The sequence below is a fragment of the Streptomyces sp. NPDC042371 genome (assembly GCF_056437465.1).
The window spans coordinates 239618-261467 of the sequence record NZ_JBWKAP010000009.1; the positions used below are offsets into that span (position 1 = coordinate 239618).

Annotated in this window: 21 protein-coding genes; 9 read left to right on the forward strand and 12 right to left on the reverse strand. The window is 71.8% G+C overall.

What is annotated here, in order from left to right; genetic code table 11:
- Positions 1-24: 24 nt before the first annotated feature.
- From AC068B_RS27815 to AC068B_RS27830, 4 genes are all read left to right on the forward strand, one after another.
- Positions 25-927: a LysR family transcriptional regulator gene (locus AC068B_RS27815; RefSeq protein ID WP_478674358.1), complete on the forward strand. Its 903-nt coding sequence runs from the start codon at positions 25-27 to the stop codon at positions 925-927.
- 82 nt (positions 928-1009) lie between these two features.
- Positions 1010-2065 carry a tartrate dehydrogenase gene (locus AC068B_RS27820; RefSeq protein WP_478674359.1) on the forward strand — a complete coding sequence of 352 codons (1056 nt, stop codon included), beginning with the start codon at positions 1010-1012 and terminating at the stop codon, positions 2063-2065.
- Between the two features lie 78 nt (positions 2066-2143).
- Positions 2144-3523: a C4-dicarboxylate transporter DctA gene (gene dctA, locus AC068B_RS27825; protein ID WP_478674360.1), complete on the forward strand. Its 1380-nt coding sequence runs from the start codon at positions 2144-2146 to the stop codon at positions 3521-3523.
- 44 nt (positions 3524-3567) lie between these two features.
- A complete protein-coding gene (locus AC068B_RS27830; RefSeq protein WP_356265237.1) occupies positions 3568-4116 on the forward strand; it encodes a tellurite resistance TerB family protein in 549 nt (182 codons plus the stop codon).
- Positions 4117-4173: 57 nt separating this feature from the next.
- On the opposite strand, the gene AC068B_RS27835 is transcribed toward AC068B_RS27830, so the two are convergent.
- The 4 genes from AC068B_RS27835 to AC068B_RS27850 form a co-directional block, all read right to left on the reverse strand.
- Positions 4174-4776: an acyl-CoA-like ligand-binding transcription factor gene (locus AC068B_RS27835; RefSeq protein ID WP_478674487.1), complete on the reverse strand. Its 603-nt coding sequence runs from the start codon at positions 4774-4776 to the stop codon at positions 4174-4176.
- 147 nt (positions 4777-4923) lie between these two features.
- The gene (locus AC068B_RS27840; RefSeq protein ID WP_478674361.1) at positions 4924-5766 is read right to left on the reverse strand and encodes a DUF1206 domain-containing protein; all 843 of its coding nucleotides are present in this window, start codon (positions 5764-5766) and stop codon (positions 4924-4926) included.
- Between the two features lie 168 nt (positions 5767-5934).
- The gene (locus AC068B_RS27845) at positions 5935-6354 is read right to left on the reverse strand and encodes an STAS domain-containing protein (protein WP_478674362.1); all 420 of its coding nucleotides are present in this window, start codon (positions 6352-6354) and stop codon (positions 5935-5937) included.
- Between the two features lie 174 nt (positions 6355-6528).
- On the reverse strand, positions 6529-7494 hold the full coding sequence (locus tag AC068B_RS27850; protein WP_478674363.1) for a helix-turn-helix domain-containing protein: 966 nt from the start codon (positions 7492-7494) through the stop codon (positions 6529-6531).
- Between the two features lie 70 nt (positions 7495-7564).
- Here AC068B_RS27850 and AC068B_RS27855 point away from each other — a divergent pair, with 70 nt between their 5' ends.
- Together AC068B_RS27855 and AC068B_RS27860 are read left to right on the forward strand one after the other, a co-directional pair.
- Positions 7565-7921, forward strand: a complete 357-nt coding sequence (locus AC068B_RS27855) for a cupin domain-containing protein (protein WP_478674488.1) — start codon at positions 7565-7567, stop codon at positions 7919-7921.
- Positions 7922-8052: 131 nt separating this feature from the next.
- Entirely contained in the window at positions 8053-8838 is a 786-nt protein-coding gene (locus AC068B_RS27860) for a hypothetical protein (RefSeq protein WP_478674364.1), read from the forward strand.
- 31 nt (positions 8839-8869) lie between these two features.
- Here AC068B_RS27860 and AC068B_RS27865 read toward each other — a convergent pair whose 3' ends face one another.
- The 3 genes from AC068B_RS27865 to AC068B_RS27875 form a co-directional block, all read right to left on the reverse strand.
- The gene (locus AC068B_RS27865) at positions 8870-9748 is read right to left on the reverse strand and encodes an AraC family transcriptional regulator (RefSeq protein ID WP_478674365.1); all 879 of its coding nucleotides are present in this window, start codon (positions 9746-9748) and stop codon (positions 8870-8872) included.
- A gap of 35 nt (positions 9749-9783) precedes the next feature.
- Positions 9784-11568 (reverse strand): ankyrin repeat domain-containing protein, encoded by a 1785-nt coding sequence (locus AC068B_RS27870; RefSeq protein WP_478674366.1) that lies wholly within the window; start codon positions 11566-11568, stop codon positions 9784-9786.
- Between the two features lie 61 nt (positions 11569-11629).
- Positions 11630-13084, reverse strand: coding sequence for an aminotransferase-like domain-containing protein (locus tag AC068B_RS27875; RefSeq protein ID WP_478674367.1), 1455 nt, complete (start codon positions 13082-13084; stop codon positions 11630-11632).
- A gap of 110 nt (positions 13085-13194) precedes the next feature.
- Here AC068B_RS27875 and AC068B_RS27880 point away from each other — a divergent pair, with 110 nt between their 5' ends.
- Positions 13195-14448, forward strand: a complete 1254-nt coding sequence (locus AC068B_RS27880; RefSeq protein ID WP_356265259.1) for a Tm-1-like ATP-binding domain-containing protein — start codon at positions 13195-13197, stop codon at positions 14446-14448.
- A 22-nt stretch (positions 14449-14470) separates the two neighbouring features.
- On the forward strand, positions 14471-15292 hold the full coding sequence (locus tag AC068B_RS27885) for a phosphoenolpyruvate hydrolase family protein (protein WP_478674368.1): 822 nt from the start codon (positions 14471-14473) through the stop codon (positions 15290-15292).
- A 20-nt stretch (positions 15293-15312) separates the two neighbouring features.
- Here the strand turns inward: AC068B_RS27885 and AC068B_RS27890 are convergent, their stop codons facing one another.
- Complete coding sequence (locus AC068B_RS27890; protein WP_478674369.1) at positions 15313-15969, reverse strand: M23 family metallopeptidase; 657 nt, start codon at positions 15967-15969, stop codon at positions 15313-15315.
- A gap of 446 nt (positions 15970-16415) precedes the next feature.
- Here AC068B_RS27890 and AC068B_RS27895 point away from each other — a divergent pair, with 446 nt between their 5' ends.
- Complete coding sequence (locus tag AC068B_RS27895; RefSeq protein WP_478674370.1) at positions 16416-17594, forward strand: acyl-CoA dehydrogenase family protein; 1179 nt, start codon at positions 16416-16418, stop codon at positions 17592-17594.
- Positions 17595-17615: 21 nt separating this feature from the next.
- Here AC068B_RS27895 and menC read toward each other — a convergent pair whose 3' ends face one another.
- The 4 genes from menC to AC068B_RS27915 all read right to left on the reverse strand — a co-directional run bounded on the left by menC (position 17616) and on the right by AC068B_RS27915 (position 21832).
- Positions 17616-18683: an o-succinylbenzoate synthase gene (gene menC / locus AC068B_RS27900; protein ID WP_478674489.1), complete on the reverse strand. Its 1068-nt coding sequence runs from the start codon at positions 18681-18683 to the stop codon at positions 17616-17618.
- Positions 18684-18724: 41 nt separating this feature from the next.
- Positions 18725-19528, reverse strand: coding sequence for a GNAT family N-acetyltransferase (locus AC068B_RS27905; protein ID WP_478674371.1), 804 nt, complete (start codon positions 19526-19528; stop codon positions 18725-18727).
- Positions 19525-20607, reverse strand: coding sequence for a M20 family metallopeptidase (locus tag AC068B_RS27910; protein WP_478674490.1), 1083 nt, complete (start codon positions 20605-20607; stop codon positions 19525-19527). Before AC068B_RS27910 ends, AC068B_RS27905 begins: the two co-directional genes overlap by 4 nt.
- Before the next feature lie 202 nt (positions 20608-20809).
- A complete protein-coding gene (locus AC068B_RS27915; RefSeq protein ID WP_478674372.1) occupies positions 20810-21832 on the reverse strand; it encodes a dipeptidase in 1023 nt (340 codons plus the stop codon).
- Positions 21833-21850 lie beyond the last annotated feature (18 nt).

Sequence of the window (21850 nt, forward strand, 5' to 3'; positions counted from 1 at the left end):
TGACACCGGCGCGAGGATGGGCGCATGGATGTTCGTCAGCTGGAGTACTTCCTCGCGATCGTCGATCACGGGGGTTTCAACCGGGCGGCGTCGGCTCTCTACCTCTCGCAGCCGTCGCTGTCCCAGGCGGTGCGGGCCCTGGAGCGGGACCTCGGCAGCAGCCTGTTCCACCGCATCGGCCGCCGGGCCGTGCTCACCGAGGCGGGTACGGCGCTGATCGAGCCCGCGCGGGCGGCCGTACGCAGCCTGGAGACGGCCCGCGCCAGCGTCGCCGCGGTGCACGAACTGCGCGAGGGACGGCTGGACATCGCCGCCATGCCCTCCCAGGCGGTGGAGCCGCTGACCACGATGGTCCGCGGTTTCAGCGACCGCTATCCCGGGGTGTCGGTGAACATCCGGGCGGCGTTCACCTCGCGGGACGTCATCGACATGGTGCGCACCGGCGCCGCCGAGCTCGGCCTCCTCGCGTCGTCCGGCCCCGTGGCCGACAAGGAGGTGGTCTCGCACGCCGCGGGCGAGCAGCGATTCGTCCTGGTCACCCCGCCCGACGGGCCCTTCCCTGCGGGCCGCCCGGTCGCCCGTGAGGAGCTGGCGGGCCAACGGCTGATCGTCGGGCAGCGGGGCACCGGCATGCGCGCGTACGTCGACGGGCTGCGCGAGCGGGGAATCGACTTCACGATCGCGGCGGAGACCGAACACCGGGTGGCGATCCTGCCGCTGGTGCTCGCGGGGGTCGGGCTCGCCGTCGTCACCGAATCCTGGCGCACGACCGCCGAGCGGGCCGGTGCGCTGGTCCTGGACATCGAGCCGAGGACGACGCTCCGGATCGCGCTGGTGAGCCGCAGGGCCGCGCAGTCACCGGCCGCCCGGACGTTCCTGGCCTGTGGACTCGCCGCCGTCGGGCAGGGAGAGACGGTGCCCTCATAAACGGCACTCATAGGTCTGCCCTATAAGGCAGATCGGCAGAGTGTCTTGGACGGTCGAACGCCCCGATTGCTGCAATCAGGGCATGACCCACCACCACATCGCACTCATTCCCGGTGACGGCATCGGGGCCGAAGTGCTGCCACCCGCACAGCGGGTCGTCGACGCCGTCGGCGCCCGCCACGGCTTCGACTGCTCCTACACGACGTACGACTGGTCCTGCGAGCGCTATGCCCGCGAGGGCGCGATGATGCCCGGGAACGGGCTCGACCTGCTGCGGGACAAGGACGCCATCCTGTTGGGCGCGGTCGGCTACCCGGGCGTGCCCGACCACGTCTCGCTGTGGGGGCTGCTGATCCCGATCCGGCGGGGCTTTCGCCAGTACGTCAATGTGCGGCCGATCCGCGTCTTCGAGGGAGTCGAGAGCCCCCTGCGGGCCGCCGCGCCCGGAGACGTCGACTTCGTCGTCGTGCGGGAGAACGTCGAGGGCGAGTACAGCGAGATCGGCGGCCGTCTGAACCGGGGCTTCGCGGAGGAAATGGCCGTCCAGGAGGCCGTGTTCACCCGTGCCGGGGTCACCCGCGTCCTCGACTACGCCTTCGGCCTGGCCGCACGACGCGGCGGCAGGCTCACCTCGGCCACCAAGTCGAACGGCATCGTGCACACCATGCCGTTCTGGGACGAACTGGTCGCCGAGCGGGGCGCGGCCCATCCGCGGGTGGTGTGGGACCAGGAGCACATCGACGCGCTGGCCGCGAAGTTCGTTCTCGACCCGGCCCGCTTCGACGTCGTGGTCGCCTCCAACCTCTTCGGTGACATCCTCAGCGACCTTGCCGCCGCCGTGGCCGGTTCCATCGGCATCGCCCCGGCCGCCAACCTCAATCCGGAGCGCGAGTTCCCCTCGATGTTCGAGCCGGTGCACGGCTCCGCCCCCGACATCGCGGGCCGCGGCATCGCCAACCCCCTCGGCGCGATCTGGTCGGCCGCGATGATGCTCGACCACCTCGGACACCGTGCGGCGGCCGACGAGATCACGGCCGCCATCGCCGCGGTGCTCGCCAAGACCGACGTGCGCACCCCGGACCTCGGCGGCGAGAGCAGCACCACCGAGTTCACCGAGAAGCTCCTCGAACTGCTCTGACACCGCGCAAGGCCCGGGCGGCGACGGACGGCCGCCGCGTCCCGGCCGCGTCCACGTTCCCCGGCGAGGAGACACGCCATGGCAGCAACCGCGTCCACCACGGTCGGCACACCGTCGGCCGCACCACCGTCCGAGCCCGCCAAACCCTGGTACAAGCAGCTGTACCTCTGGGTCCTGACCGCGATCGTCGCGGGCATCCTGACCGGCTGGCTCCGGCCGTCCCTGGGCGTCGCCCTGGAGCCGGTCGGCACCACCTTCGTCAACGCGATCAAAATGCTGATCACCCCGATCGTCTTCCTGACGGTCGTCGCGGGCATCGGCGGTGTCGACAGCCTCCGCCGGGTCGGCAGGGTGGGCCTGAAATCCCTGCTCTACTTCCAGGCGGGAACCCTGGTCGCACTCGCCGTGGGACTGCTCGCGGTCAACCTCTTCCAGCCCGGCGCCGGTGTCCACGCCCACCCCGGTGACCTGCAGCTCTCCGGTGACGCCGCGCAGTACGTCAAGGACGGCGAGGGCCAGAGCTGGTGGCACTTCCTCACCGACATCGTGCCCTCCAGCGCGGTCGGGGCGTTCGCCGAGGGGAACATCCTCCAAGTCATCTTCTTCGCCGTCCTGTTCGGCGTCGCGCTGAAAGCCGTGGGCCCGGTGGGCGCGCCCCTCGTCGACGGAGTCAACCGGCTGAGCGCGGTCGTCTTCAAGATCCTCCACTACGTCATGCTCGCCGCCCCCGTCGGCGCGTTCGGCGCCATGGCCTACACCATCGGCAAGTACGGCATCTCGACCCTCACCAGCCTCGGCCGACTCATCGGCCTCTTCTACGGCACGTCGCTGTTCTTCGTGGTGGTCGTCCTGGGCAGTGTCCTCGCCCTGCTGCGGATCAACATCTTCCGGCTGCTGCACCACCTGCGCGAGGAGTTCCTCATCGTCCTCGGCACGTCGTCCTCCGAGAGCGTGCTGCCGCGGGTGATGGCCAAGCTCGAAGGGCTCGGCGTGCGCAGGGACATCGTCGGCCTGACCGTGCCGACCGGCTACTCCTTCAACCTCGACGGCAGCTCGATCTACCTCTCCCTGGCCGCCGTCTACATCGCCCAGGCCACCGACACCCCGCTCACCCTCGGACAGCAGCTCGGACTTCTCGCCGTCATGATCCTGACGTCCAAGGGGTCCGGCGGCGTCACGGGCGCCGGGTTCATCGCCCTGGCGGCCACGCTCTCCACCGTCGGCACCGTCCCCGCCGCGGGCATCATGCTCATCTTCGGCATCGACAAGTTCATGTCCGAGTGCCGGGCCCTGACGAACCTCGCGGGGAACAGCGTCGCCACCCTCGTCGTCGCCCGCTGGGAACGCGTCCTCGACACCGCGCGCGTGAACAGGGTCCTGCGCACCGGACGTCCCGAGCCGTCGAACGGCCCGGCCGACCACGGAACTTCGACGGCAGGGAAGGCGTTGGCGGAGTGACGCGCACAAGCGCGTGGACGAGCTAGGCAGTCGAGGTGGCACGGATGGCGATGTGGGACCGGATCAAGGACCAGGCGAAGGGTCTGCAGCAGTCGCAGGGGGCGCGGAGCTCCGGCGGCCACGGACGACCGGGTTCGGGCTCCGGCGGCGGATCGAAGACTCAGCTCGTGGGGGTGCTCAAGACCCAGCTGGCCTCCCTCAAGACGGAGCTCAAGAGCGGTGCCTACCGGGACGCCAGCATGGCCATGTGCGCCCTGGTCGCGGCGGCCGACGGCACGGTCGACCCGGCCGAGCGCCAGCACGTGGAGTCCCTGATCGTGCAGAACGACGTGTTGCAGAACTTCCCGCCGGACCAGCTGCGCCAGCGGTTCAACAAGCACGTCGACCAGCTGGCGCTCAACTTCCAGCAGGGCAAGGCCGAGGTCATGCAGGAGATCGCCAAGGCGGCGAAGAAGCCGGTGGAGGCCAAGGCGGTCGTGCAGACCGGCTTCGTCGTCGCGGGCGCCGACGGGTACATCGCCCCGGCGGAGGAGCAGGTCCTGCGGGAAGCGTGCGCGGCGCTGAACGTGTCGCCGCAGGAGTTCGGCCTCTGAGCGGGTGACGAGCCCCACCACCCCGACCCGCGCTGAAGGGGTTGCGCCCCGAAGGGGTTAGGCCCGGACGGCGTCCAGGGCCGGGGTGATCACGTCGAAGGCCCGGTCGAGCAGTTCGGCCGGGTCCTCGGTGCCGTTGCTGCCGCTCCACCGCTGCAGCACGGCGTCGAACGCGGTCAGGGCCATCCCCGCGGCCAGCCGTGGGTACAGATCGGTCTCGGGGTCGAGCCCCGTGCGGCGGCCCATCTCCTCCGTCAGGTCGCCGCGCCACTGCGCCTGCCGCTCCAGGAAGCGGGCCAGCAGAGCGGGCGTCCGCAGGATCAGCTGCACCACGCTCAGCGCGCGCTCGGAGTGGTCGGACCGGTCGGAGCAGATGGCGAGAGGGACCTTGACGGCGTTGTGCAGCGCTGTCGAGTGCGGTTCACCGGCGGGACGCTCCGCCAGCTCCGCGCGCATGCCGGTGCCCATGTCGGCCAGGAACTGGATGACCACGTCCTCCTTGGACGCGAAGTACCGGAAGAACGTGCGCCGGGACACTCCGGCGGTGGCCACGATCTCGTCGATGGTGACCGCGTCGTACCCCTTCAGCGCCAGCAACTGCAGCGCGGACTCGGTCAGTTCGTCCGAGACGAGGCGGCGCTTGCGCTCGGCCAGGCTCATTCGGGGGTGGGAAGTCACCGGTTCATCGTACATCTCGGGCGTTCGCATGCCCTCTTCGTCACTCGGGGGCGGGGCGGCATCCCGTGCCGCGGATGGCGAAGGATGCCGCCCTCTGCCGGGTCGGCCGGAGTTCCCAGCAGTCGCAGGTCAGAGCTTGCGCCAGCGTGCGCTCGCCCACGAGAAGAGCCCGAAGGCCACGAGGCCGACGGCGATCAGCGCGAGCAGCCAGGGACCCGCGCCGGTGTCCGCGAAGGAGCGGAGGGTGTTGTCCATGCCCTTGGCCTCGCCGGGCTTGTGCCGCAGGGCCGCGGTGATGGCGAAGGCGCCCGCGGCGCCGAAGACCACGCCGCGTGCCGTCCCGCCGGTGACGCCGACGACGTCGGTCGCCCGGCGCATCTGCCGCGGCATCTCGGAGACGCGCAGCCGGTCGCGGAACTTCCGCAGGAGCGCTCGGCCCGCGATCCAGAGACCCGCACCGAGCACACCGGCGCCCGCGGCCGCGACGATCCACTGTCCACCGGGCCAGTCGAGCACCTTCGCCGTCGCGTCCTGCGTCTGCCGGTCGCTGGAGCCGCTGCCGCTGCCCTGGTCGCCGACGGCGTAGGCGATGACGGAGTACGACACGAAGCCGTAGAAGAGACAGCGCACGCCCGCGAGGGCCCGCTTGCTCGCGTCGCCGCCGTCCGGTCCCGCCTGTCCGAAGAAGACCTCGGAGAGCCGCCACAGCGCCATGCCCGCCAGGGCGCCGCCGAGCAGCCACAGCAGTACGTGCCCGAACGGCCGGTCCGCAAGCTCGGCCAGCGCACCGCCGCGGTCCGCCTGGCGGTCGTCGCCGTCGGAGAAGGCGATGCGCAGGGCCAGCGCCCCGATGAGCAGGTACAGGACGCCACGCCCGATGAATCCGGCGCGTGCCACCGCGGCCACGCCGCGTCCCTTGGCCGCGCGCCGCGCCGAGCCTTTGCCGCGCGCGGTGGCCGATGTGAGACGCACGGAAGGGAGGCGCATGGAGGGGAGATGCATGACTACCGAATGCCCCGGGCGCCCTGCCTCATGCGAGCCGTTTCCTGCTCCCATATAGGCAGTGATGGCGCCTTTCACGCACTTACGCGCTGATTCAAGGCGAATCGACGCTCCTCGAGTCCCGGTCGTGGGGCCGCGTCAGCGGAACCCGCTCCGGGTGCCGGTTCGTGTGCACGGGACCGGCATGCCTGCCGGAATCGTGAACGCCTTGTCGAGTGATGTGATGCGCAGCAGACGCCGATTGCGCGCGCTGCCGGGCACCAGCCATAAGGTGCCTCGGCCGGGGGCGACCCGTTTCCGGATCCGGACGAGCAGCCGCAGGCCGCCGGCGTCCATGAACGTCACCTCCCGGAGGTCCGCGACGACCCGAGGGCCCGCATGGTCCAGAAGTGCCATGACACGGGGGGCGAGCTCCTGGTCGGCCCAGGCGTCCAGTTCACCCCAAAACGCAAGGACATCAGTGCCGTTCACCACGCGGTGTTGCAGGCCGAAGGTGAAGTCAGCGGTGCCCGTTTCCCAGTCCAGCAGTGTCTTCTTCCCTTCACGGAGAGTAATCAAAATGTCGGTGGCGCGGCGTACGAAGACCGGCGCCGGACGCCACCGGGGTCCTGGGCGGCACCGAGGTCATGTGTCAATCGTTCCCGCTCAGAGCCATTCGTACCCTCGTACGGTGATGTGATTGGTCGAAAAGCGGAGCTGATGAAGCGTCAACTCAGTGATTACACACAGTAATCACAGGGGTTTGTCCGCCCGAGGGGCTGCGCGGAAGGCCCGGCGATAGGCGCCCGGCGTCGTCCCCAGGGCGCGCAGGAAACGCCTGCGGAGATTGGTCGCCGAGGAGAGCCCGGCGCGCCGGGCCACCGCGTCCAGTGGGAGGTCGGTGGACTCCAGCAACTGGCGTGCGGCCCCGATGCGTTGGGCGAGAAGCCACTGACCTGGACTGACGCCGAGCTGGTCGGCGAAGCGTCGCGCGAGGGTCCGGGCGGAGACGCCCGCGCGCGCCGCCAGGTCGTCGACGCCGACCGGGTCGTCGAGATGCTCCGAGGTCCACGCGAGGAGCGGCGCGAGCGAGCCGTCGAACTGGGCGGGGTGCGCGGGCGCCGCGTACTGCAGCTGACCGCCCTCGCGGTGCGGCGGCATCACCATGTTCCGCGCCACCTGCGCGGCGTACCCGGCGCCCTGGTCGGCCCGGACCACGTGCAGACACAGGTCGATGCCCGCGCCGGAACCGGCACTGGTGGCCACGTCCCCGTGATCCACGTACAGCACGTCGGGGTCGAGCCGGACGGCCGGGAAGCGGGCGGCCAGTTCGTCCGCGAGGGCCCAGTGCGTGGTCGCGCGGCGCCCGTCGAGGAGCCCCGCGTGCGCGAGCACGAAGGCGCCCGAGCAGATGCTGAGCATCCTCGCCCCGCGGCCGTGCGCGCGTTGCAGTGCCCGCACCAGGGCGGGGGAGGGGGCCTCCGTGGTGGGCAGCCAGCCCGGGACGATCACCGTGTCGGCGCGGTCGAGTGCGTCCAGGCCGTCGGTCACGAGTATGTCGTATCCGGCTCGCGTCGCCACCGGCCCCGGGCGCTCCGCGCACACGCCGAACACGTACCGCCGCTCGATGCCGGGCCTCTCGATGCCGAACACCTCCGCCGCACAGGCGAGTTCGAAGGTCGACTGGGGAGCGTGGACGAGCGCGACGACACGATGCATGGCAGGAAAGTATCTCAGCATGACTTTTCTGACACTCGGCGGGACGATCACCGCCGGGGAGGCTGGAGCCATGACGACGGAACAGAACGCCTCGACGGCAGTGCCGGACACCGGGCCCGGCTACGCATGGGCGGCCGTGCGCGACGCCCCCACCCGCGAACTCTTCCCCGGCATCCGGCTGCGCCCCCTGTGGACGGGCGACAACGGTGCGCAGGCCCACGTCCTGGAGATGGACCCGAACTCCCGCTGGGAGGGGATCGACGTGCACGAACCCGGGCCCGAGGAGGTCTACGTGGTCTCCGGGGTGTTCAACGACGGCGAACGGGACTATCCGGCGGGCTCGTTCATCCACGCGCCCGCGGGCTCCTCGCACATCCCGCAGACGACCGCAGGATGCACGCTCTTCGTCTTCTACCCGGAGGGATAGCGGAGCGGTGAGGGAGGGGCAAGAGTCCAAGGCCGTGCCGCGATTGTCCATGGCGGTGGCGCGGGGCGCGGGCGCGACACTGTGAACGCGCCCGCACTGTTCTTCGCCCCCCCACCGAGGAGGAACAGCACATGTCTGCACTCAGAACCTGGCGCCGAAGCGGCGCGGTCGCGGCGGCCGTCGCCGGACTGCTGGTGGCCATGCCCGGTCCGGCCACCGCGGCCGTAGGCGGCGGGAACGTGTCGATCAGCTGGTCCATCCCCGGCACCCCCACGGACGGCCTGCGCGACATCACCTTCCCCATGACGGTCAACAAGGCCACCGCCCACCAGAGCGGCATCTACTTCGCCCAGCAGTTCAACTTCACCAACGCCGCGGACGTGGGCTACACCGGCCTGCAGCCCCGCGCGAACAGCGGTGGCAGCGAGCGCCTCTCCGCACGCTTCTCCAACTTCGTCGCGGGCTCGACGACCAACGACCCGCTGTGCCACGAAGGAGCCGACGGGGGACCGGGCGTGACCTGCGCGGTCGACTTCGACGGCGTCTACGGCCACCGCTACGACATCAAGGTCGAGCGGACCGGAACCGACACCTGGACCGGCACCGCGCGGGACACGGTCACCGGCAAGGAGACACACCTCGGCACGTACACGCTTCCTGCGGGCAGCGGGAACCTCCGTGGCTCCCAGGGCGGCTTCGTGGAGTACTACGCGGGCATCCCGAGCTGCGCCGAGATGCCCAGGTCCGACGTCGTCTTCGGCGGGCCCACGTCCGGCGACGCGGGCGGCCTGAGCGGCACGGCAAGGGCCAACTACGAGTACAGCGACTGCGTGGGCCAGTCCGGCTACCGCGCGGAGAACGACGGCGCGGGCACCCACGTCACCCGCGGCTTCGTCTCCACCGCGTCGGTGGGCTGAGCCCCGCGAAGGGAGCGGGCCAGCCCCGGGATCAGCCCTGGTCCCGCTCCACCGGGAGCCACAGTTCGGCGTCCGCCTCCGTCTCCGCCGACGACTTGTCCGGCGACGGGCGCATGCGCAGGATCTCGGGTCCCGGGCGGCCGCGGTAGGGGTTCGAGGGGAACCACTCCGTGAACACGTCCCGCCACAGGTTCTGGATGGCCTCCGGCGCGGGACCCGACGCCGTGAAGACCGCCCACGTCCCGGCGGGTACGGGCAGCACGCTCGTGCCCGCCGGGGCGTCCGCGGACGTGATCACCGCTTGGTAGTAGTCGAGTTCGGTGCCCTCGGCGCGGCTCGGGTCCAGGTCGTCGCAGACGGCGAGGATGCCCCGCGGCTCCTGGTCCGACAGCTTCTCCAGCCGCTCCAGGTCCTCCGGCGCGATCCCACGGACGAAGTCGATGATCGCCCGGTTCGGTCCCGAGTGCACCAGCGGCACCCGGGCCTTGGGGCCGACGACAGCGAAGGCGGGCTTGTCCACCACGCGATAGCGCATGTCGCTGCTCCCTTCGACGCTGAGCCGGAAGGTCATCCGGGACTGGGAGCTGATCGTGGCCCCGGTGCGCCGGGCCTCGCCGGGCCCGACGCCGTGCATGGAGCGGAACGCCCGCGCGAACGCCTCGCCCGACCCGTACCCATGGCGGACCGCGATCTCCAGCAGCGTGTCGCGTCCCTCCAACACCTCGGCGCCCGCGAGGGTCAGCCGCCTGCGCCGCACGTACTCCGACAGGGGCAGGCCCGCGAGCGCGGAGAACATCCGGCGCAGGTGGTACTCGGAGGTGGCCGCGACGCGCGCCGCCTCCGTCACGTCGACGGTGTCGCCGAGGTGGCGCTCGATGTACTCCATGGCCTGGTTGAGCCGCTCCAGCACGCGCGGTCCCCTTCCTTCTCCGTGATCATCATGGGTCAGCGCACGAGCTCCGGGGGCAGCTCCACCCAGCGCCGCGGCAGCGTGACGTCGAGGGCCGGGCGGCCGTCGGTGATGCGGAGTCCGGCGGCCGCGCAGGCGTAGGCGAGGTCGAGCGCGTCGAACGGGACACCGGAACCGGCCTGCCAGAAGCGGAAGTGCCAGTACGCGGCCGGGTCCGACGTGTCGGGGGAGAGACCGATCTCCTCGTGCTCCACGCAGCGGCCGTCCCTCGCCAGCGTGCCGTGGGTGCCGCCCTTGGGGTTGAAGTACATCCCGTAGGCGGTGGTGTGCGCCGATATCGCGCGCAGCACCGCGTCGTCGCCCGGCATGTACCCGTCCTGCGTGATGACGCAGCCGCCGGGGCTGCCCGGCAGATCGGCCACCGCGACGAAGCGGAGGGACGTGTCGTAGTCCTCCTCGTCGAACGGGGCCTGCTCCGCCGGGACTTCGGGGCAGCGAGCGGGGTCGGCGCCCAGCCGCCGGACGACCTCGGCCGCGTCGAGATCGCGGACGAAGGCGATCCCGAGCCCCTCCGTCCACGCGTCCTGGTCGTCGAAGGCCGCGATGAGCGCGTCGGCGGCGCGGAAGGCCGCCAGCTCCTCGTCCGGCAGCGGCACCGCGCCCGGCAGGTCTTCGACGACCGCGGCGAGCGGCGTCGTCAGCAGCAGCCGCCCCGGCGACCAGGGACCGGTCTGCGGGGTCCAGACGTCCGCTCCGGCCCGGATCAGTGCGCGGACACTGTCCTCGTTGCCCCGGCAGGCGGCGTGCCACAGCGCGGTATGCCCCTCGTCGTCGGGCGCGTCGACCTGTGTGACGTGCGGGAGCAGCAGGTCCAAGGACTCCGCGGCGCCCCGCTCGGCCGCCAGGTGCAGCGGGGTGGCGCCCGACCAGACGGGCTCGTCGACCGGTGCGCCGCCGTCCAGCCGGGCCCGGATCAGCGCCGCGTCGCTCCAGTCCTCGTAACCCATGCCTGCCCAGTCGCCCCGCGGCACGTACCGCACCCGGGCCTTCTCCCGCTCGCGCAGCAGGCCGCGCTCGCGCCCCGACATCGGCCGGGCGAGGAAGCCGGGCGGCCCGCCGAGCCGGGTGAAGACGACGAAGGAATCCGTACCCGTGGCGGGAGGCGTCGGCAGCCCGGGCCACACCTCGACGGCGCGCGCTGCCGCGGCCCGCAGGGCATCGGCGTCGACCGGCGTGCTCGTCTCGGGGATGTCCTCGTCCGGCCACTCCACCACAAGGCGCGCCTCGCCGGGCGGGGGCAGCTCCGTCAGATACAGGTCGACGTCCGTCCTGAACAGCGAGTCGCGCATCCCGCCGGGGTCCAGCGGGATCAGCCCGGTCGGCCGCCCGGCGGAGGCGGCGGCGTGGGACGCCGCCGGGCCGACCAACGTCGAGTATTCGTCCCGGTCCGCGTCGAGCGAGGTCACCCGCCGCCCGTCGCCCAGCACGAGCCCCACCCGCAGCCCCGACTGCCGTCCCTCGCCCTCGTTCTGCCAGTGGACCGTCCGGTGCACGACAAGGTGCAGCGTGACCGAATCCGGCCACACGGACCAGCCGGTCAGCAGGACCTTCGCCGTGGTCCCGGCCCCGGCCACCACGAGCTGCGGCACCGGCGCGGGCACGAACCAGTCGAGCGGCGGGCGCTCGCGAGCCGTGCCCTCACCCGGCGGACCCAGCCGGATCACCTCGCTGCGCCGCGCGGCCGGCTCCTCGAACAACTCCTCGTAAGGTCCCTCGCGGGGTTCGTCGGGCGAATACACCAGGTCGTCAAAGAATCCCATGCCCGCATGCTGTCAGCAGGGTCTGACAACGGGCCGTGCCCGGAGCGCCGGTGACGGAGGATCAGCCCCCGGCGGTCACCCGGCTCCGCTCCGCACAGTCGAGGAGGGTCGGCAGTGCCCGTTCCAGCATGTCGACGCCGTGGGCGTACGGCAGCCGCAGCCGGTCACGGAAACCGTCCACCGCGGAGAACGCGGACCCCGGCACCACGGCCACGCCCTGGCGCCGCGCCAACTGCGCAAGCGCCTCCGTGTCGACGCCCGGCACCCGCACCCACAGTGCAGGGCCACCGGCCGGACGGTCCCACTCCCAGTGCGGGGCCCGCGAACGCAACAGCTTCTCCGCGCCCGCCAGTTGCGCGCGCAGCGCCGCCCGGCGAGTGGTCCGCGCCTGCGGCAGCCCGGCCAGCAGCCGCACCGCCACCAGCTGGTCCACGACCGAACACGACAGGTCCACCGACGTCTTGATCTTCGCGAGGCGCGCCACGATGTGCGGCGACGACCGCACCCAGCCCACCCGCAGCCCGCCCCAGAACAGCTTCGACAGCGTCCCCACCGTGATCGTGGACGCCTCCGGGAGCCTGGCCGTCAGCGGCACGGGGGCCCCGTCGTCCGCCAGACCGAGCTCGGCGCACGCGGTGTCCTCTACGGTGAACAGCTCCCGCTCGCCCAGCGCCGATGCCCACGCCCGCAGCGCCGCCCCGTCCAGACTGCGGCCCGTCGGATTGTGCACGGCGGGCTGGAGGTAGACGAGCCGCGGCCGCACCTTCGCGCCGAGGCGCCGCAGGGCCGCCGCGTCGGAGCCCGCGCCACCGGCCCCTGGACGGTCCCCGCCGACCGGCACGAGCCGCGCGCCGCGCGACCGCAGCGCCTCCAGGGCGCCCCGGTACGTGGGGTTCTCCACCACGACCGTGTCGCCCGGGTCGACCAGCGCCTGCGCGACCAGCCACACGGCCTGCTGCGAGCCTGCCGTGACCAGGATCTGGTCCGGTTCGGTGGGCAGCCCGGCTCCGCGGTAGTACGCCGCGATGCCCTCGCGCAGCTCCGGCAGCCCGTGCGTCAGATAGCCGTCGGCCCGCAGCAGCGGGGCGAGGTCGTCGCCCGACAGCGCACCGACCGCGTCGCCCACCGCACCGAGCCCGTCCAGCGCGCCGCTCGACAGATCGGCGCCGCTCATCCGCGCGTCGAAACTGGCGAGGCGGCCCTCGCCCCCGTGCCGCTCCTCGCCGCCCTGTTGCTCCAGGGCCCCCGAGCCGCGCAGCCGTGAACCGCTGCCGCGGCGGCTCTCCAGCCAGCCCTCTTCCTCCAGGAGGCTGTAGGCGGCGGTGACCGTGGAGCGGCTCACCCCCAGCACACCGGCCAGTTCACGCTGTGAGGGCAGGGTCGAGCCGGGGGTCACGTCCGCCCGCTCCGCCAGTTCCCGCAGAGCGTCCGCGAGTCGACGCGGAAGCGGAGTCGTACCCTCCGATGACCAGCCGGTGAGCAGCCGCGACAAACGGGCCGTCGGGATCTTCGCCATACCCTCATCTTCGCCCATGCGCAGGCCAATCGGGCCCCACTGGCCGTTGTCTCGCTCGAGGACCGGTCGCAGGATCAACAGCACCGAGCACCTGAAGGAGTGTGAAGTACATGGCGACGGTGGTCCTCGTCGGAACACTGGACACCAAGGGCGAGGAGTACGCGTGGCTGCGCGAGCGGCTCCGTGAGTACGGCAGCGACGTCCTGCTGGTCGACATCGGCGTCCTGCCGCCGCCCGCCCACGCCCCCGCGGCCGACATCCCGGCCGACGTGGTGGCGCGGGCCGCCGGACACGACCTGGCGGCGCTGCGCGCGGCCGGGGACCGTGGCGCGGCCGTCGCCGCCATGGCCGACGGACTGACCCGGGTCGTGCTCGACCTGCACCATCAGGGCAAGCTGCACGCGGTGCTCGCGGCGGCGGGCAGCGGCGGCTCGGCCATCGCCGCGCAGGCCATGCGGGCCCTGCCCATCGGCGTGCCGAAGGTCCTGGTCAGCACCATGGCGGGCGGTGACGTGGCACCGTACGTCGACAGCAGCGACCTCACGATGATGTACAGCGTCGTCGACATCTCCGGCATCAACTCCGTCTCGAGCCACATCCTCGGCAACGCCGCGGCCGCCGCGGCAGGCATGGCCCGCCGCCAGGAGCGCAGCTACGAGGAGCTCGCGGGCCCGCGGCGCAAGGTCGTCGCCGCGACCATGTTCGGCGTGACCACGCCCGCCGTCGACGCGGCCCGTGCCCGCCTCGCCGAACTGGGCTACGAGGTCCTGGTCTTCCACGCCACGGGCGCCGGTGGCCGCGCCGTGGAGAAGCTCGCCGCCGACGGCCTCCTTGACGGCGTCCTCGACCTGACCACCACCGAACTCGCCGACGAACTCGTCGGGGGAGTGCTCAGCGCGGGCCCCGACCGGCTCACCGCGGCGGGCGCCGCCGCCATCCCCCAGGTCGTCGCGCCCGGCGCCCTCGACATGGTCAACTTCGGCCCCGCGGAGAGCGTTCCCGAACGCTTCGCCGGACGGCGGTTCCTGGTCCACAACCCGACGGTCACCCTGATGCGGACGACCGCCCGCGAGATGGCGGCCCTCGGCGCCATGCTCGGCCACAAGCTCGCCGCGGCCCGCGGGCCCGCCGAGCTCTACTGGCCCCTGCGCGGCCTCTCGGCGGTGGACATGACGGATGCGCCGTTCGCCGACCCGGTCGCCGACAGGACGGGCCTCGACGCCCTGCGCGCCACCGTGTGCGGCAGCGGTGTCCGCCTGCACGAGGTCGACGCCCACATCAACGACGCGTCCTTCGCCGTCACCATGGCCGACCGTCTGCACCAAATGATCGGCGAACGCGCCGCCTCACAGGCAGCCCGCTGATCCGCTCTTCGAGGAGTACCCCATGAACCGCAAGGAAGCACTCGCCAGGCTGCACGCCCAGGTCGCCGCGGGACAGCCCGTGATCGGCGCGGGCGCGGGCACCGGCCTGTCCGCCAAGTGCGCGGAAGAGGGCGGCGTCGACCTGCTCATCATCTACAACTCCGGGCGCTACCGGATGGCGGGCCGCGGCTCCCTGGCCGGACTCCTGCCGTACGGCGACGCGAACGAGATCGTCGTCGACATGGCGCGTGAAGTCCTGCCGGTCGTCCTCGACACCCCGGTCCTCGCGGGCGTGTGCGGCACCGACCCGTTCCGCCGCATGGACCTCTTCCTCGACCAGCTGAAGGCCATGGGCTTCACCGGCGTGCAGAACTTCCCCACCGTCGGGCTGTACGACGGCACGTTCCGGGTCAACCTCGAAGAGACCGGCATGGGATACGGCCTGGAGATCGACATGGTCCGCGCCGCCCACGAACGCGACCTGCTCACCGCGCCCTACGTCTTCGACCCCGAGCAGGCCGCCGAGATGGCAAGGGCGGGCGCCGACATCCTCGTCCCGCACGTCGGCCTCACCACGAAGGGATCCATCGGCGCGGGCACCGCGATGACCCTCGACCGGGCGGCGGCCGCCGTGCAGGAGATGCACGACGCCGCCAAGCGGGTCAACCCCGACGCCCTCGTCCTCTGCCACGGCGGCCCCATCGCCGAGCCCGAGGACGCGCGGTACGTGCTGGAGCACACCACCGGCATCGTCGGGTTCTTCGGCGCCTCGTCGATCGAGCGACTGCCCACGGAACGGGCCATCGTCGAGCAGACGCGGGCCTTCAAGTCCCTGCGGTCCTGAAGCCCCGGCGGCCGGAGGTGTTACCAGAGCCGAGCGCCCCGCCGCGCCAGGTAGCGGTAGGGACTGACGTCCGAGCCGTAGTGGCGCCGGGCCCGGATCTCCAGGTGGAGGTGGGGTCCGGTGGCACGTCCCGTGCTGCCGCTGCTCCCGAGCCGCGTCCCGGCACGGATGCGGGCACCCTTGCGCACCCGGATGCGGGAGAGGTGCCCGTACACCGCGTAGTGCCCGTCCGGCATCCGTACGGTGACGGCGTTGCCGTACGCACCCGACCAGCGGGCCAGCACCACCACCCCGCCGCCCACCGCGTACACGGGGGTGCCCCGGGGGACCGCGAGGTCGATGCCTGTGTGGTGGCCCGCGAGCCAGTTGCCGCGCACCCCGTACCGGGCGGTGACCCGGAAACGGCGGCGCAGCGGCAGGGTGAACCGGCGGGGACCGGCTGCGAGGCCGCGCTCCTCGTCCTCGGGGGTCTCGGGGAACTCCGCGTCGCCGTCGGCCAGCGCCGACTCGAACTCGGCGTCGTAGGCGGCCGCGCAGGAGTCGTCGAGCTCCCCGTCGGCCGCCGGTGCGGCGGCCCCCGCGGACAGGGCGCCGCCTGCCAGCAGCACCGCGGCCATGCCCAGTACGTCACGTCGTGTGGTGCCCGCTTCACGCGGGCTGTCTATGTGGTAGCCCATCTCAGTCAGCAGACAGTCACGGGCGGGGGAGCGCACGTCGACTGCGCCATCCGGTGGACACGGGCCCGCCCGCGCCGTCTCCTCCGAGGGGCGGGCCGCCCTCCATAACTGACCGGACTAGTGCTCAGTACGAACTGATATTGGACGCCTTCGGAACGTCGGGACGATACTGACCGTGCAAGGAAAGGGCGGTCATTCGCGGCCGTATTCACGGGGCGCTCAGATTCCTCACATGAAGCGTGACGGCATGTGAGGAATTTGAGGCGGCCCGGTCGTGCGCGCCGGCATCAACCGTCGCCGCCGGGGCTTCGTCATTTCCGCGCACATCAAAGGGGTTGGCCAACGATGGATCGCTCACTGGATTCAGGGTGGAACTCGTCCAAGCACGGAGTTCCCCGGCCTATCTGAGCCTTTCCGTGTCTTTCTGAAAGGGCCGGATTCACATCATGGACGCTGCGGACACCACGGTCCTTCTCGACCGGGTCCGCGAGGCGGCGGACGAACTCCGGCGCGGCTCGGCCGAGATCGACAGCGGCCGGGCCGCCCCGGACCTCGGCTACCGGGCGGTGCGGGAGGCGGGACTCCTCACCCTCCTGGTTCCGCGGGAGTTCGGCGGCGAGGGACTGTCGTTCCTCGACTACACCAGGATCTCGGAGACGCTGGCCGTCGGGGACGGGGCGACCGCCCTCGGATTGAACATGCATTACATGGCCATCGGATCCCTGTGCGAAACGGCCGGTTCCGAACTCCCCGCCGCCGCCGACCGGTTCCGCACCTGGATCTTCCGTGAAGTCGTGGAACACGGCCGCATGTTCACCTCGGCCACGGCCGAGACCGGCAGCGGGGCCAGAATTCGCCATATCCACACCACCTATCGCCGTACCGGTGACAGCTACACCCTGAAAGGCACCAAGTCTTCGGTGTCACCTGCAGGGATCGCCGATCACTATGTGATCGCGGCCCGCGAAGAAGGCGCCGCGATCGCCGACGAGGTGTCGCATTTCGTGGTGTCCAAGGACGACCCGGGGGTCTCCTTCGGCGACCCCCGGGACGCCGCCGCACTGCGCGGCACCCGGACCGCGACCATGACGCTGAGCGACGTCGTCGTCCCGCGGCAGCGGCTCTTCCTCGGTGCGGAGGGGCTCTCCCTGTTCAAACTGGTCAGGGAGCCGCACTGGACGGTGTCCGGCTGCATGGGCGCGTATCTGGGCATCGCCGAATCCATCCTCCGGCTGACGGTCCGCCTCCTGCGGGGCGATGAGCACCGCCGCTCCTCACCCGCCCTCCAGGCGGACGTCGGCCGACTCGCGGTCGACCTCAGGGCCGCGCGGGCGCTGGTCCACTCCGCCGCCCGGCTGGTCGACGAGGAGAAGGGGAGCCTGGAGGCGCACACCGCGGTCCACGCGGCGAAGTACTGCATCGCGGAACTCGCCCCCAGGCTCGCCCTGGGGGCCGTCCGCATCTGCGGCGCCGACGCGCTGCGCGGCCCCGGCCCCCTGGAGCGGCTGCTGCGCGAGGCGGCACTGTGCTCGGTGACGCCCACGGGTCCTGAGCAGTGCCTGGAGTACGTGGGCAAGTCGACGCTCGGCTACAACATGTTCGACGCCCGAACCAGTGATTGGTGACCGGTGACCGGTGACCGGGGCCTAGAGGGCGATCCATTCCGTGGCCGTCGTCACCTCGTCGAGGACGTCCGGCAGCGGCTCCGTTCCGAGGCCCGGGCCGGTGGGGACTTCGAGATGACCGTCCGCGAGGACGAACGGCTCGGTGATGTCGGTGGCGAAGTAGCGGCTCGAACCGGAGGTGTCGCCGGGCAGCGTGAACCCGGGCAGCGCCGCGAGCGCGATGTTGGCAGCGCGGCCGATGCCGGTCTCCAGCATGCCGCCGCACCAGACGGGGATGCCGTGGGCGCGCGCGATGTCGTGGATGCGGCGGGCCTCCAGGTAGCCGCCGACGCGGGCCGGTTTGACGTTGATGATGGAGCAGGCCCCGAGCGAGATGGCGGCGGCCGCGTGGGCCGCGGACTCGATCGACTCGTCCAGACAGATCGGGGTGCGCAGCACCTTGGCGAGCTGCGCGTGCTGCACCATGTCGTCGTTGGCGAGGGGCTGTTCGATCAGCAGGAGGTCGAAGGCGTCGAGCTTGGCGAGGTGCTGGGCATCGACGAGGGTGTACGCGGCGTTCGCGTCGACCTGCAGCAGCAGGTCGTCCCCGAAGCGTTCGCGCACCGCGCGCACGGGCTCGACGTCCCAGCCCGGCTCTATCTTCAGCTTGATGCGGACGTAGCCCTCGGCGACGTACCCCTCGACGGCGTCGAGGAGCTGCGGGATCGAGTCCATGATGCCCACCGAGACACCGCACGGGACGCGGTCGCGCGCGGCGCCGAGGTAGGAGCCGAACGACTCGCCCGCGGCCCGGAGCTGGGCGTCGAGCACCGCGCTCTCTAGGGCGGACTTCGCCATGTGGTGGCCGGTGAACGGCTCAAGGGCCCGGCCCACGGCGGCCGCGTCCACGCCGTCCTTGGGCAGCGCGGGGATGAGGAACTTGCGCAGGACGTCCTGGGCCCCGTCGACGTACTCACTGCAGTAGCGGGGCTCGGACATGGCCGCACACTCGGCCCAGCCCTCCCCGTCGGCGGTGACGACACGCACGAGCAGGACGTCGCGGCTGGTCTCGACGCCGAAGGAGGTGCGGAACGGCGCGACGAGCGGCATCGCGATGCGGCGCAGTTCGATGCCGGAGATCTTCGTCTTGGTCACTGGTTGCTCCCGGTGGGCAGGTGTGCGGGGGTGGCGGGGAAGCGCTGGACGACATAGCCGCGCCGGTCGTGGAGGCCGAGGACACGGGCTCCCTCGGCGAGCAGGCCACCGAGGGTCTCCCGGACGGCGACCCGCCAGGCGCGGGCGGCCGCGGCGTCGGTGCGGCGCAGCGCCTCGATGTCGTCCGGCAGGTCGATGAGGACGAACTCGGCGCCGGTGGGGCCGAGTCGGGGCAGGCCTTCGTGGTCGCGCACGGCGTGTGCGGCGCCCGCGGGCAGCGGGATGCCGTCGTGAGCGGCCTCCGGCCTCGGGGCCGACAGGTCCCAGGCGGTCAGGACCCGGTCCGATTCGTCGCCGCCGTTGATGGCGTCGTCCATGGCGCCGTAGAAGGACTGCAGGTACTCCTCCGGTCGTGCCCCGAGTTTGGTGAGGTTGAAGTGGGCGTTGCGGCGGATGAGGGGGTCGTAGGTCCAGGTGATGCGCTTCAGGCCGCGGTCCAGGGCCCATTGGCGCTGGTGCAGTTTGAGGGCGAGGCCGATGCCGCGGCCCATGGCGGCGCCCGTGATGTGGGAGTGCAGGGTGGTGCCCGCGGGCTCGCCGAAGAACGCGACGGTGGCGCCCTTGAGCTGCCCGTTCTCGTACGCGCCGCCGACGTAGTTGCCCGCATGGGCCAGGGCGCGCATGACCTCGGCGGAGATCGGGCCCGTGCTCGGCTCGGTGCCCCAGATGTCGGCGTAGAGACGGCAGACGGTCTCGAACTCCTCCATGGTGTGGAGTTCGCGGATGTCGAGGTGGCTCACAGCAGCGCTCCGACGAGGTGGGCGAGGAGCTGGGTGCGGGGCGGCATGTCGGCGGTGATGACGTGCTCGTGGTCGGCGTGGGCTCCGTCGCCGACGGCACCGAGGCCGTCGAGCGTCGGACAGCCGACCCCCGCCGTGTAGTTGCCGTCGGACGCGCCGCCGACGGCCGTCTGCCGGAGCGGGCCGAGCCCCGTGCGCTCGGCGATTTCGGCGGCCAGCGCGAACAGGCTCTGCGAGGCCTCGGCGTCCAGGGGCGGCCGGTTGGGGCCTCCGGACACCTCAAGCCGGGCTTCGGGGTGGTGCGGCACGAGGCCCTTGAGGAGGTCGTCGACCGCTGTCTGGGCCGCCGGGGTGGGCACCCGTGCGTCGATGCTGAGCCGGGCGAGGGCCGGGACCGTGTTGGTGGTCGTACCGGCCGACATCACCGTCGGGGTGATCGTCGTCCCCGGGCCGGTGCGGGCGGTCACCGTGTCGGTGATGCCTCGCAGCGCGAGGAGGTGGTGGGCCAGTTCCGTGGCGGCGTTGACGCCCTTCTCGGGGTCGAGACCGGAGTGGGCGGCCCGGCCGTGGGCCGTGATCTCGTAGTGGGACACGCCCTTGCGGGCGGTCTTGAGGGCACCGCCGGTCGCGGAGGCCTCCAGGACGAGGGCGGCCCGGCAGGCGCGCGCCGTCTCCTCGATGAGCGTGCGGGAGGTGTCGGAGCCGACCTCCTCGTCACCGGTGACCAGGACGCAGACGCCGTCGAGGGAGGGCAGCAGGGACAGAGCGTGGAACATCTGCACCAGCCCCGCCTTCATGTCGAAGATGCCGGGGCCGCGCGCGACACCCTCCCGTACCGAGAACGGATGGGTCTTGAGGGTGCCGATGGGCCAGACCGTGTCGTGGTGGCCGAGGAGCAGGACGCGCGGTGTCCCGAAGCTCCACTGCAGATGGGTCACTCCGCCGGTCACCAGCGTCCGCGGCCGGGCGCCGAGCAGCCTGCTGCCCTGCTCCGCGACGACCGTGGCGGAGCGGGCCACGGCAGCGTGATCGGCGGAGTAGGACTCGCAGGACACGAGTTCTTCGAGGTCGTCGAGCATGGCGCCGAGGGGTGGCGGCGCCGGGTGGGAAACGTGGTCGGCCTGCACGGGGGAGTCCTCCAGGTGGTGGGATGACCACCACGCTAGGCAAGCCGCCGGAAGCGGAGTTGGTACGTGGATCACCCGCGTCGGACGGGAATTCGTACCCAGAGACGAAGAGGCCGCAGACCGCCCTCCCCGGACCCCTCCGTATCCGCCCCTGTCAGCCCATGTGTGAGCCCATGACCCGCTTCAGATTGCCGCCGAGGATCTTGCGGACGTCGTCCTCGGCCAGTCCGCGGTCGAGCAGCGCGCCGGTGACCAGCGGCATGCCCGCAGGACCTTCGAGCCCGGGGAAGTCGAGGAACGGGTCCTCGTCACCCAGCGACTCGCAGCACGGCGGGGTGAGGTCGGCCATGACCTCCAGGATGAAGTCGGCGCCGATTCCGACGTGGTCGATGCCGGTGACGGATGCGATGTGTTCGATGTGGTCGACGATCCGCTCGACGCTCACCTTGTCCCGGTCGTCGGTGAGGAAGCCCGGAATGAAGTTCACGCAGACCACCCCGCCCGTGGCGGCGATGCCGCGCAGGTGTTCGTCGGACAGGTTGCGGTGGTGGTCGCGCAGTGCCCGGGCGCACGAATGGGTGGCGACGAGCGGGCGGGTCGCGATCTCCAGGACGTGGGAGACGCCGCTCGCCCCGAGGTGGGAGACGTCGAAGAGCATGCCGAGGCGCTCCATCTCCCGCAGCGCCCGGACACCGGGGATCGTCAGCCTGCTGCCGGTGGCGTCCTCGCAGCTGCCGTCCGCGAGCGGCGTACGGCCCCAGTGGGCTATGGAGGCGATTCGTACGCCGAGCCGGAAGAGGGTGGAGAACAGCTCCACGTGCGCGTCGACCCCGGGCGCACTCTCCAACGCGAGGACCAGGGCGATGCGGCCCGAGGCCAGGGCGGCGTCGATCTCCTCCCCGTCGCGGCACAGGGCGACGTGGTCGGCGTTGCCCTCGGCGAGGACGTGGGCGCACTCGATCATGCGCAGGGTCTGCCGGAGTGCGCCTTCCGGGCGGTACTGGTCGTCGATGAAGACGGGAAGCACCTGGATGTCGATGCCGCCCTCGCGCAGCTGGGGCAGCCAGCGCTCGCGGAAGAAGCTCGCCCAGCGCTCCGGCGGCCGGGCGGTCACCGCCATCAGGAGGTCGTTGTGCGCGTCGGCGACGACGGCACGGGAGTGGAGGTCCTGGGGCACGGTGCGGGTCCCTTCGGT